The organism is Paenibacillus mesotrionivorans (genome assembly GCF_046098205.1).
Taxonomy (GTDB): Bacteria; Bacillota; Bacilli; order Paenibacillales; family NBRC-103111; genus Paenibacillus_AR; species Paenibacillus_AR mesotrionivorans.
This window is the reverse complement of the sequence record NZ_JBJURJ010000019.1, coordinates 73463-85360: the sequence shown is the minus strand read 5'-3', so window position 1 is coordinate 85360 and position 11898 is coordinate 73463. Positions and strand designations below refer to the sequence as shown.

General features: G+C 53.9%; 9 protein-coding genes. 7 read left to right on the top strand and 2 right to left on the bottom strand.

Going from position 1 to position 11898, the window contains the following annotated elements:
• Positions 1-8 precede the first annotated feature (8 nt).
• The 4 genes from ACI1P1_RS24875 to ACI1P1_RS24860 all read left to right on the top strand — a co-directional run bounded on the left by ACI1P1_RS24875 (position 9) and on the right by ACI1P1_RS24860 (position 7320).
• Positions 9-1616, top strand: coding sequence for a response regulator transcription factor (locus ACI1P1_RS24875; RefSeq protein ID WP_416219178.1), 1608 nt, complete (start codon positions 9-11; stop codon positions 1614-1616).
• Positions 1617-1757: 141 nt separating this feature from the next.
• Positions 1758-3134 carry an ABC transporter substrate-binding protein gene (locus tag ACI1P1_RS24870; protein WP_416219177.1) on the top strand — a complete coding sequence of 459 codons (1377 nt, stop codon included), beginning with the start codon at positions 1758-1760 and terminating at the stop codon, positions 3132-3134.
• 809 nt (positions 3135-3943) lie between these two features.
• A complete protein-coding gene (locus ACI1P1_RS24865) occupies positions 3944-5080 on the top strand; it encodes a glycoside hydrolase family 88 protein (protein ID WP_416219176.1) in 1137 nt (378 codons plus the stop codon).
• 899 nt (positions 5081-5979) lie between these two features.
• On the top strand, positions 5980-7320 hold the full coding sequence (locus tag ACI1P1_RS24860) for an ABC transporter substrate-binding protein (RefSeq protein WP_416219175.1): 1341 nt from the start codon (positions 5980-5982) through the stop codon (positions 7318-7320).
• A gap of 55 nt (positions 7321-7375) precedes the next feature.
• Here ACI1P1_RS24860 and ACI1P1_RS24855 read toward each other — a convergent pair whose 3' ends face one another.
• Complete coding sequence (locus ACI1P1_RS24855) at positions 7376-7546, bottom strand: helix-turn-helix domain-containing protein (RefSeq protein ID WP_416219174.1); 171 nt, start codon at positions 7544-7546, stop codon at positions 7376-7378.
• Positions 7522-7806: an AraC family ligand binding domain-containing protein gene (locus ACI1P1_RS24850; protein WP_416219173.1), complete on the bottom strand. Its 285-nt coding sequence runs from the start codon at positions 7804-7806 to the stop codon at positions 7522-7524. The genes ACI1P1_RS24855 and ACI1P1_RS24850 overlap by 25 nt, the downstream gene beginning before the upstream one ends.
• Before the next feature lie 122 nt (positions 7807-7928).
• On the opposite strand from ACI1P1_RS24850, the gene ACI1P1_RS24845 reads away from it, so the two are divergent.
• From ACI1P1_RS24845 to ACI1P1_RS24835, 3 genes are all read left to right on the top strand, one after another.
• Complete coding sequence (locus ACI1P1_RS24845; protein ID WP_416219171.1) at positions 7929-9920, top strand: hypothetical protein; 1992 nt, start codon at positions 7929-7931, stop codon at positions 9918-9920.
• A 182-nt stretch (positions 9921-10102) separates the two neighbouring features.
• Positions 10103-11059 (top strand): carbohydrate ABC transporter permease, encoded by a 957-nt coding sequence (locus ACI1P1_RS24840; RefSeq protein WP_416219170.1) that lies wholly within the window; start codon positions 10103-10105, stop codon positions 11057-11059.
• Positions 11056-11898 (top strand): carbohydrate ABC transporter permease, encoded by an 843-nt coding sequence (locus ACI1P1_RS24835; protein ID WP_416219169.1) that lies wholly within the window; start codon positions 11056-11058, stop codon positions 11896-11898. The genes ACI1P1_RS24840 and ACI1P1_RS24835 overlap by 4 nt, the downstream gene beginning before the upstream one ends.

The window sequence follows — 11898 nt, the reverse complement described above, 5'->3', positions numbered from 1 at the left end:
GCCGCAAAATGTACAAGGTAATGCTGGTGGATGATGATTACCCGGTGCTGGAGCTGTTGTCCGAGGCGATCCCCTGGCCCGGGCTGGGACTGGAGCTGATGGGCACCTATGAGAATGGGGAGGTTGCGTTAGAGGCGGCACAGGTGGTGATGCCCGATATTGTGGTCACGGATATCGGCATGCCCCGGCTGAACGGGCTTGAGCTGATCCGGGCGCTGAAGGAGCTGAATCCCGCCGTCCGGGTGGTGATTCTCTCCTGTCACAGCGAGTTCCATTATGCCCAGCAGGCCATGAAGCTAAACGTCCAGGATTATCTGGTGAAGGATACGCTGGATCCCCAGGATCTGGAGACACTGCTCGGCCAGCTCAAGGTCAGCCTGGACGAGGAATCCAGCCGCTTTATCAAGAATGACCAGCTCCGGCAGCTGGTGGACCGGAATCGTGAGCAGCACAAGGAATCCTTTATCCGGGGCATGGTGCATTCCCCTCTTTTGAATGAGATGGCCTGGAATGAGGAGGCGGAGTCCTTCGGGTTGTCCACAGCAGGCGACTTTCTTCCCGTGATTTGTTTTATCGATGGGCAGCGCTCCGCCCGGCAGCGGTTTGTCACGGATGATGTACTTCGTTTTGCCGTGAATAATCTGCTGGAGGAAATGCTGGCCGACGAAAAAACGGGTAACATTAATTTCACCTATGACGCCCTGCGTTCCTTCATTATTGCTCCCGTGTCAGGCGGGATCAAAACCAATCCGTATGATGTGGCGGAAGCGCTGCTGAAACGGATTCAATCGGTGGTGAACGGCACCATCAAAATCCGCCTGTCTTTTATAGTCGGAAGCCTCTGTAAAACCCCCTCTGAGCTGAAGCAGGAGCTGAACGGCTTGCTGGCTTCGTCCGGACAGCGTTTTTATATGTATAGCAATTCGCTGGAAAGGAAAAATAAGCAGGTATTTAGCTGCAATGACTTGTTCGCGTCCTATGATGAAGCCGTTAATGCCTTCCGGGAAATCCTGATCGAAGGCAGAACGGACCGGGTGGAGCCGGTTGTCCGCCATTGGATGCAGTTCATCCGGGAGGAGCGTTTCCGGCCGGACATGGTGAAGGATTGGGCCATGAAGCTGATGCTTGACCTGAAGCTGAAGCTGCAGTCCATGCAGATGTTCCGGAACCATTTTTCGGTGGATATTCTCCACCGAGAGCTGCTGGAAATCGACACGCTGGAGGAAATGGAGGTCTGGATCGTCCATTTCTTTGAATCCTCTCTGGTTGTGGCGGAGGAAGTCAAAGAGCTGAGTAAACGCACCGAGGTGCTGGATGCCATCCACTATGTCACCCTGCATCTGAACCGCCGGATCACCCTGGATGAGGTAGCGGAGCATCTGTTTATGAATCCCAGTTACTTTAGCCGCCTGTTCCGGAAGGAAACCGGTGTAACCTTCATCGAGTACGTCAACCGGATGAAGGTGGAGCGGGCCAAGGAGCTGCTGGACCAGACCAGCCTGCCGGTAGCCAAAATCGGTGAAGCGCTGGGGTATGACAATCACAGCTATTTCATCAAGATGTTCCGTTCCCAGGCGGGGGTTACCCCTCAGGAATACCGGAACGGAAGCTCCTGAGCCCGTAGGCTGCAAAAGTCAAAATAACAACGGGAGAGGTAAATATTGCGTTATCTGCTCCATTCCGCCCCTTGTTATACTCGAAAAGTAAGAGAAAGAAAGCGCTGTACACCATTTCACATAATATGGAGGGGTCCTTACATGCAAAAGCGTAAATTGACGGCTGGGTTGCTGTGCGGCGTGTTGGCTGCCGGTTTGCTGGCAGGCTGCGGAGGAAAAGATGATGCCAATACCGGTACCGGCGGAGCCAGCCCGGATGCCAACAAGCAGGTAACCATCAAGTTCCATGCCTTCGGCAGTGAAGCCCAGCAAAACTGGAGCAAGGTAATCAATGCCTTCCAGACCAAATATCCCAACATCAAGGTGGACCTGGTCAACCTGAGCGAAAAAGGGGACACCCAGGAATATGCCAAGAAGCTGGACCTGGCAGCAGCCTCCAATGAAGCAATGGACGTCATTATGTTCAGTGAGGCCGGCATGTACGCCCAACGTGTAGCCTTGGGTATGGTGGCTCCTTTGGACGATTATATTAGCAAAGAAGGCTACAAGGTTCCCGAGGAATACAAGGTGGACACGAAGCTGAACGGCAAATATTACGCGCTGCCCGGTAAGTTTAACCCGTGGTATGTGCTCCTGAACAAAACCCATCTGGACGAAGCCGGCCTGAAGGTTCCCACCGACTGGACCTGGGATGAATTCCGGGATTATGCCAAAAAGCTGACCAAGGGCGAAGGCCCTACCAAACGCTACGGCACCTACTTCCACGGCCCCCAAGGCGGCGGCTGGCTGGAGTTTACCCGTCTGGCTATGGCCAACCAGGCTACCGGCGGCGACTATCTGAAGGAAGATGGCACCTCCAATTTGGACAACCCGAACTTCCGCAAGTCCATTGAGCTGCGCTACAACATGGAGAAGGTGGACAAGTCCTCCACTCCGTATACCGATATGATCTCCCAAAAGCTGAACTACCGTCCGCAGTTCTTCAACCAAGCGGCCAGCATGATCGTCATCGGCAGCTGGATGAACTCCGAAATCGGCGGTACCGAGCAATTCCCGTTGAACTTCAATGTGGCCGTAGCTCCGTTCCCGAAGAACAACGCCGGGGATAAGGAAACCTATTCCATGGTGACCACCGACTTCTACGCCATGGCCAACAACTCCAAGAACAAGGATGCGGCTTACCAGTTTATCCGGTTTGCTACCACCGAAGGGGTTATTGCCCAAGAGAAATACGTTCCGTCCTGGGCCAAAATTAAGGATGACCAGCTGAGCTCCATCATTGACACCATCCTGGCCGGTACGAAGAATCCGGAGAAGGTGGACAAGGAGTCCCTGAAGCGGGTGCTGCTGAGCGCCAAGTCTACTTCCCTGGTGCCGCCGACCTCCTATAATGCCGACGTGTACAAGGTAATCAACGAGGAATATGAGAAGCTGATTCTCGACAAGCAGAATGTAGATCAGATGATCAAAAACTCTCAAGAGCGCACACAAAAGCTGATTGACGCCAACAAGAAGTAAAATGCCGTAACAGGGCGGGAAGCAAACACGCTCTGGCGGGTTTGACGCCAGGCCTTAGGCAGAGGTAGAGAGGATCGCTGATCCTCTCTATTTTTCTAGGTAAAGTCTGAAAACTCCGAGGGGAGCAGCGGCTCTTATGCAGGCTGCGCTTTTCGTGCAGCGGACAGAGAGATCGTGAGTCAGCGAAAATGGGGCCGTTTCTGCTGCAGATCGGATCGGAGAGAGTGTTAGACGGTATAAGAGTGGTTGTTACTGCTGTAACGGAACGGAGCGACCGTTAGGCGGCGTAAAATGGACTGTTTTCGCTGTAACGGAACTGAGCGATCCTTAGCGATGTATTTCAGCTCGATTTCCGCCGGTTTGCCCGTTTAAGAGCTTCTGAGTTCCGTAAGAATCTGCAAACACCGAATTTTGGCTTTTAAGAGCTTCTAAGTTCCGTTAGCGGCGGGACCGGGGTAACTGAGGTGTCTGAAGTCGCAGGTGACTGAAGTGACTGAAGTGGCTAAAGTTGCTAAAGTGACGGGTGGCTGAAGTGACTGAAGTGGCTAAAGTGATAGTAGTTGAGGTAACTGAGGTGAGTGACTGAGGTGCTAAGTGACTAAGGTGACTAAGGTGGCTAAATGTGACTTAAGTTTCTGAAGTGGTTGGACTTTCCTCGGTGGCTATCCTCACTGACTGTCGGCAGCGTGTTTGGAGACTCATGCAGCCTCAAAAATGTGCTGGAATACATTGGCGCAAGCTGGTAAAATGAAATGGGTTTCATTATGTTGAAACGTTTTAACATTCGATGGATAAAGGGGTATGATATTATGAGTCTGCCGCAGAATTGGGCCCAGGAGGCATGGGACAAAACGGTGGAGAAAGTTGGACGGACCAGCAAGCGCATCAAGGATGGCTTCCCCCACGCCAGCGTGGACGGGATGTACAAGCTGGAGCCCGCTTATTGGTGGACCGCCGGCTTTTGGCCGGGACTGTTGTGGCTGTTGTACCGGAAAACCGGCGATGCGCAGCTGCGGGAGCTGGCCGAATCCTGCGAAAAGCAGCTGGATGGCGTCATTGCGGACTACTACAGGCTGGATCACGATATCGGCTTTATGTGGACGTTGACTAGTGTAGCCCGGTATAAAATACTGGGCGCCGCGGAAGCGGAGGATTCCAAACGCCGCGGTCTGCTGGCCGCCAATCTGCTGGCTGCGCGGTTTAATGTGCAGGGCAACTATATCCGGGCCTGGAACCCGTGGCATGAGGGCCAGCAAAATGCAGGCTGGGCCATCATCGACTGTATGATGAACCTGTCCCTGCTCCATTGGGCAACGGAGCTGACAGGCGACCCCCGCTACCGCCATATTGCCATTCGCCATGCGGATACGGCGCTGGAGCATTTTATCCGGCCGGACGGCTCGGTGAATCATATTGTGATCTTCGATCCGCAGACGGGGGAGCAGGTTTCCGTCAACGGCGGACAGGGCTTCGCCCCGGATTCCGCCTGGTCCCGCGGCGCATCCTGGGCCATCTACGGCATGGCGCTGTCCTACAAGCATACCGGCGATATCCGCTATCTCGAAGCAGCCAAGCGGGTGTCCCACTTCTTTATCGCCAATCTGCCGGAGGATCATGTGCCTCACTGGGATTTCCGTCTGCCGGAGGATGTGCCCCATTACCGGGATTCCTCTGCGGGAGCCTGCGCTGCCTGTGGCCTGCTGCTTATAGCCGAGCAGGTGGATGGGTTGGAGGCGGATCTGTACCGCCAGGCCGGGGAGCGGATTCTCCATTCCCTCTATGCCAACTACGGCACCTGGGACTCCGAGAAGGAGGAAGGGCTGATCCTTCACGGCACCAGCCATTATCCGGAGCGCAAAAACATGGATGTACCGCTGATCTACGGCGATTATTACTTTGTGGAAGGCCTGTCCCGTTTATTGGGACATGGCGAGCTGTTCTGGTAAGCAAGCTGCAACGCCCTGCACTATAACACAATAATCAAGCCGGCGGCTGCCGATCCGGGTTTGCGCATTATGCGCGGCCAGGTGGCAGACGTCGGTTTTTTTGAGGTTACAGCGGGAAGTAGGGGAGGGCGCGAACGATAATAACGGAAAGGGTTTTCCGTTACCGCTTCTCCGGCGGGGGTATGGACACGAATAACGGAAGGGGTTTTCCGTTAACCCATCCCGTATCCCATGGAAAAACATTGCCCGAGAGAGCTTAGCGGAAGTATGCTTCCGCTATTCCCCATGATAATGCTTCTGCCCGGAGATTAACGGAAAATTGCTTCCGTTAACCGGATAAAACACCGGTCCATGCTCCGGCCGGGGTGTCCGCAAAGAATAAAGGAAGGCTTGCTTCCGCTAATCGGCCCAAGCAACCGCATATGCGGCGATAGGGTAAGTCTGCTTTCCCTTATTGTCCCTGTTCAGCTCCAAAACTGGGAGGAATATACGAAATAAGGGAAAATAAGCTTCCCTTATATCTGGAATTTCCCTATACTTCCTGCAATAGGAGAATTTCACCTTCCGCTATGGACGCTCATATGCGCCCGCCCAATGTCCCGCCTAATTTACTCTTATGTAACTGCCTTAAGTCCCCGCCTATGTACTCATATGCTCCCGCCTATTCCCCCGCCCGTCCAATGTACCGCCTATGTACTCTTATGTAGCGGCCTATACCCCCGCCCTATATGCCCCCTCCAAAAGCCGGCCCCCCCGGAGAGCTTCTACTGTATGGATGGGGACGGGGGCTTTTTCGGGGGATTTTAAAACAAATCGTGCATCTCTCTTATATGAATTACTGGGAGGAGTTGGTACTATAGGATCAAGAAAGGCCATTAAAAATATCTGGAGGGGTAAAAATGAATGGATGGAAGCGCTCTCTGGCTGTGCTGGCTTCAACAGCCGCCTTGGCGGGAACGCTGGTTGGCTGCGGCGGAACCGATGACAAAAATGCTGCAAGCAGCGCAGCACCAACCGCTGCGGCATCGGCAGCCGCAACCGCAACCGCTGCGCCAACGGCTTCGGCCCAGCCGGTAAAGCTGAGAATTATGTGGTGGGGCGCCCAGAACCGCCATGATGCCACCTTGAAGGCACTTGAGCTGTATACCAAAAACAACCCCAATGTGACCTTCGAGCCGGAATATTCGGGTATGGACGGTTATCTGGATAAGCTGTCCACCCAGGCGGCTGCCAATAATGCCCCCGACATTGTTCAGCTTGATCCAGGCTGGACCCCCGACTGGGCCGCACGCAAGCAGCTGGCGGAGCTGACTCCGGCGGTGGATGTAAGCAAGTTTGACCCCAAGCTGATGGCAGGGGGACAGGCCGGAGGCAAACAATACGGGATTCCGCTTGGATCGGTTGCCTTCGGGATGATCTACGACAAAGCGGCCATGGATAAGCTGGCCATCAAGAACCCGGCCAACGGCTGGTCCTGGGATGATTTCTTCGCCCTGGCCAAGGATTCCAAAGCCAAGCTGCCCAGCGGCACCTACTTCACCAAGGATTACGGCGGCAACTATTTCGTCTATTCCGCTTACCAATACGCCAAAGGTAAGGGTCCGGTAGTCTCCACCGACGGCAAGTTCCATGTGGATCAGGCTACATTCCTGGAATGGACCAAGAAATTCGAGGAGCTGCGCAAGGATGGGCTGGTTCCCCCGGCCGATGTGAATGCATCGGATAAGGAGAATGATCCCAAGCTGGACCTGCTGGTGAACGGCAAGGTGCTGGTACGTTACTGCTTCTCCAGCGGTTATGCCACCTATGACAGCCTGAAGAAAGGCGCGTATGCACTGACCACCATGCCTCGTTCCACTGAGGCAGGCGGCTGGCTGAAGCCTTCCATGTATCTGGCGGTTACGGCAAGCTCCAAAAAGCAGGAGGAAGCGAAAAAGTTCGTCAACTGGTTTGTGAATGATCCCGAAGCAGCCAAGATCCTGACTACTGTCCGCGGTCTGCCCGCGAACAAGGAAATGGCCAGCCTGCTGGAGTCCAACCTGGGCGATGCGGACAAAATTGGCCTGGGACTTCTCCGGGCAACGGAAAAAGACGGCCAAACCTGGGATTCCACCAGCGGCTGGACCAACTTTATCGACAAGGATTGGACTCTGGTTGGCGACCAGCTGACCTTCGGCAAGATCACGCCGGAGCAAGCCTTTGACCAGCTGAAATCCGCATCCAAATCATACGAAAAATAAACAGAAGCGCCGGAGCGGGTTTTTCGCTCCGGCGGTTTGTTTACTGCAGACGGTTTTAATGCGGTTCTCCCTCTTGTCCCTTCATTTTCCTGGCATATTTGCCGGGAGACGTCCCGGCAAGCTTGGTGAAGCTGCGGATGAAATTGGAATAATCGGCAAAGCCAGATTGATAACATGTCTCCGACAGGCTTAGTCCTTCGCTCAGACAGGTTTTGGCCAGCGCCACCCGCCTGTCCAGAATATAGGAGCGTCCAGATTGTAGGAGCGGTGCATTTCCTCAGGGGTCAGGATAAGGAGATCGCCGGGGGTGAGACGGTAGCATTGATTCTCCACATAGAAATGGATATTCCCGCGGAGAAAAAAATAAATCTCGTAAGCATTATGCCGGTGGTAAAAGGTTCCCTGATTGCAGGTGGTGACCCGGTGAAGATAAAGAAGCTCCCGGCCGATAGGATCGTACAGAAAATCATGATGGCCGCTCAACATGGCCCTCCATATCCGTTCACGCAATAATAACTGCAAGAAACGCAATGAAAATAGCATTAGCCTATTCTAAAATGAATTTATTTTACCATTGAGAAAAGTGGATGGCAACATTGGAGGTTATTATGGACTTGATTCTCACAGCAAGAAGCCTAGGGCAGGACCATTCGGAATACACCGGGCTAACCGGTCATGGATTAAGTCCGTCCATTCATATTTCGGGAGGCACAGGAGGACCCCGGGACCCGTACCGCGCAGACATTACGATCCGGAATGAGGAAGGTACTGCTTGGGCAGGGGTCATTCATGTGGAGCTGCCCTTTGCCAAAACCAGCCCCCGTTTTTTCCTGCCTGCCTTCATGTATGGAACAAACCGCGGGGAGGCACCTCTGAATGTGCCCAAGGAGTTCCCGCGTCTGCGTGAAGGAAATCCGCCCCGTCCGGCTTCCCCCTGGTGGATGGTGCGAAGCGACCGACTTTCCCATCCGGCGGCTTTTGCCTATGACAACGGTATGGTCTACGGACTTTGCGCCAGCCCGTATTTTATCCGCAGTGAAGGCGCAATACGGCAGTGGAGGCCCGATGAAGAGGGGGATTTTTACCAGTACGGGGGTTACAGCTGCTCCATCGCCAAAGGTACGGTGGGTTATACTCTTGGCTACGAAAATGCCCCTTGGCTGTTCATCAAGGCAACACTGGTTAAGGAACGTGCACCTCTTGCTGACAATTGCTTCGAGCTGGAGCCGGGTGAAGCTGTAACCTTTGGTATGCTGCTGTACGCGTATGGGGCGGAATCCGAATTGGGCGTAAATGCTGCTCTTCAGAACATTTATTACCTGTACCACCAAAACCCGCGTCAGGGGGCGGAGCCGGAAACAGCAGTTGCCGATCTGGCGGGGGCGGTGCATCAATACGCCTGGCTGCCTGGGGAAAAAAGCTATTCGGGCTTTGTCATTGAGGATGAAGCAGCTCCCGGCGGGTACCGGTACAACAAGATCTTTTCTCTTACCTGGACCAATGGGGTGTCCGTGGCCGTTCCCCTTCTGATGGCATCCCACAGGCTCGGGCAGGAGCCAATGCGGCGCCAGGCGCTGGCCTTTATTGAAGAAGTGGTGGAGCATTCCCTGAACCCCGCCACAGGGCTGCCCTTCGAAACGTACAGCAACGGCCAATGGTCCAACCACGGCTGGTGGTTTGACGGCATGCACACACCGGGCCATACCTCATATCTGGCTGGACAGGCTATGTATTACCTTCTCAAGGCATATGAATACGAGCAGCGGTTTGCGGGGATCGTTCATGAGAACTGGCTGGTGTTCGCCACCCGGGTGCTCCAGCGGCTTGAGGGCACTCAGAATGCGGATCATGAATATCCCTATATTCTGTCCGAAAAAACCGGAGCCGGTCTGGAGTATGATGCCTTCTGCGGCACCTGGGCAATGGCAGCTATAGCGTACTGGAGCTGGCTCACCGGCGACAGAACTCACCTGGACAGCCTGAAGCAAAGCGAGGCGCATTATTATCATGCCTATGTAAGACGGATGGAATGCTACGGAGCCCCGTTGGATGCCGACAAGGCAGTGGATTCGGAGGGGATTCTGGCGTACATCAAGGCGCTGCGTTATCTTCATGCCATAACCGGTGAGCCGGTGTATCTAGAGCATATGCGGGCTGCCTTGGAGTACGAGTTTACCTTCAAATTCTGCTACAACTCCCCGGTGAAGGTGCCGCCATTAAGCACACTTGGGTGGTCCAGCTGCGGAGGAAGCGTCACCTCCACCGCCAACCCCCATATTCATCCCATGTCCAGCAATGTGGTGGACGAGATGCTGTATTATGCGGAGCAGACCGGTGATGCTTACGTCCGGGACCGGATGCTGGATACCGCTGCTTGGGGCTGCCAAACCTATAACCGGTATGATATGGAATTTGATTACGGCAAAAAAGGCTGGATGTCCGAACGGTTCTGCCATTCTGAAGGGCTGGTAACGGAAACCTACGCCGACGGCTCTCCCGCCAGCACCTGGTTCGCCCTGATGCCGTGGGCCAGCGGCTGCATTATTGAAAGCCTGGCAGGCGATTATTGGGAGCGGGGATCGGAAAAGCATGATCGGTGATGAGACCGGACGCCTGATTTAGGCCTGATTCGCAAAAGGAAGGGACGGCTGCGGCCGCTCTTTCTTTTTTTTCGTTAAATAGTGAAATAATTCGATGATTTGCCTACTTTAGGACGGGAGGAGGGGTTTATATAATGAAGCTATAAAACAAGATTTTGAGGAAAGTGCAGAGGTGATCTTGCTTGAACCAATCTACAGCCACAGCCGCCAACGCCGCTGCTGTCAAGAAGAAACGCAGATTTCTGAACCGCTGGGAGGCGCCAGTGGCCGGGTACCTGTTTATTGCCCCCTGGCTCATCGGTTTCCTGGGTTTGACGGCGTATCCCATGTTCCTGTCTCTATATTATTCCTTTACCAATTACACGCTGCTGGAGCCGATGAAGTGGGTGGGTGTAGACAACTATACCCGGATATTCACGGATGATACCCGGTTCACCACCTCCGTCCGGGTCACCTTCCAATATGTGCTGGCATCGGTGCCCCTGAAGCTGGTGGCTGCCTTATTGGTTGCGGTGGTTCTCAACAAGGCCATCCGGGGATTGTCTGTATACCGCACGGCGATTTATTTCCCCTCGCTCATCGGCGGAAGCATTGCCGTTTCCATTCTGTGGCGCAATATCTTCGGAGTAGACGGGATTTTTAACGAGATTCTGGGCACCTTCGGCATTCAGGGGAGGGGATGGATCACCAGCCCCGGCACGGCGTTATGGACGCTGATCCTTTTGACGGTGTGGCAATTCGGCTCCGCGATGGTGATTTTTTTGGCCGGACTGAAGCAGATCCCCAACGACTTATATGAGGCTTCGTCCGTGGATGGCGCCAATAAGCTTACCCAGTTTTTCAAGATTACCCTGCCCATGCTGTCGCCGATTATTTACTTCAATTTGATTATGGGTGTCATCAACTCCTTCCAGATGTTCACCTCGGCCTTCGTGATTACCAATGGCGGGCCTATGAACTCCACCTACGTCTATGCGCTGTATCTGTATGAACGCGCCTTCAGCCGTTATCAGCTGGGTTATGCGTCCGCTCTGGCATGGGTGATGCTAGCGATGATCGTGGTAGTGGCTGTTATCATTGCAGGAACCTCCAGGTATTGGGTCTTCTACGAAACGGAAACAGGGAGGAAGTCCAAATGAACAAAACATGGCATTCTGTCATCCGGCATACCCTCATGATTGTATTCAGTGCCATTATGGTGTATCCCTTAGTATGGTGGGTTGGGGCCTCGCTGAAATCCAATGAGGAGCTGGGTTCCCCGGGGATTTTCCCCTCGATACCCAAGTGGAGCAATTTTACCGACGGATGGAATTCCGTTCCCGGACATTCCTTCACCGACTTTTATCTGAACACCTTCGGCTTGGAAGCGATGGTGCTGCTGGCGACCCTGCTGTCCACCACTCTGGTGGCTTTTGGCTTTGCCAGACTGGATTTTCCCCTGAAGAAGTTCTGGTTCTCCATCCTGATGATGACGCTGATGATGCCGGGGCAGGTGCTCATTATTCCCCAGTACGCCATGTTCCATCAGCTGGGCTGGGTCAATACGTATCTTCCCTTCGTCATTCCCCATCTGGTGGCGGCGGGTACAGGTGGAACCTTCTTCGTATTCCTCCTGATCCAGTTTATCCGGGGGATCCCCAAGGACCTGGATGAATCCGCCAAAATTGACGGCTGCTCCTGGTTCGGCATTTATTGGCGGGTGGTGATGCCGCTAACCAAACCGGCTATTGTATCGGTGCTGATCTTCTGCTTCCTGTGGAACTGGGATGATTTCCTCGGACATCTCCTGTACCTGAACTCCGTGGACAAATATACAGTGGGACTGGCCCTGCGGATGATTAACGACGCCCAATCCGCACAACAGTGGGGGCAGCTTTTGGCCATGTCTCTGGTCTCCATTATGCCGGCCACAATAGTCTTTATGTTCCTGCAGCGTTATTTTGTGGAGGGCATTGCCACCACGGGAATTAAAGGGTAA

Bases quoted from the DNA above. Each gene is read 5' to 3' on its own strand.
- ACI1P1_RS24875 (WP_416219178.1), top strand. From the start codon at position 9: ATGTACAAGGTAATGCTGGTGGATGATGATTACCCGGTGCTGGAGCTG.
- ACI1P1_RS24870 (WP_416219177.1), top strand. From the start codon at position 1,758: ATGCAAAAGCGTAAATTGACGGCTGGGTTGCTGTGCGGCGTGTTGGCT.
- ACI1P1_RS24865 (WP_416219176.1), top strand. From the start codon at position 3,944: ATGAGTCTGCCGCAGAATTGGGCCCAGGAGGCATGGGACAAAACGGTG.
- ACI1P1_RS24860 (WP_416219175.1), top strand. From the start codon at position 5,980: ATGAATGGATGGAAGCGCTCTCTGGCTGTGCTGGCTTCAACAGCCGCC.
- ACI1P1_RS24850 (WP_416219173.1), bottom strand. From the start codon at position 7,806: ATGTTGAGCGGCCATCATGATTTTCTGTACGATCCTATCGGCCGGGAG.
- ACI1P1_RS24845 (WP_416219171.1), top strand. From the start codon at position 7,929: ATGGACTTGATTCTCACAGCAAGAAGCCTAGGGCAGGACCATTCGGAA.
- ACI1P1_RS24835 (WP_416219169.1), top strand. From the start codon at position 11,056: ATGAACAAAACATGGCATTCTGTCATCCGGCATACCCTCATGATTGTA.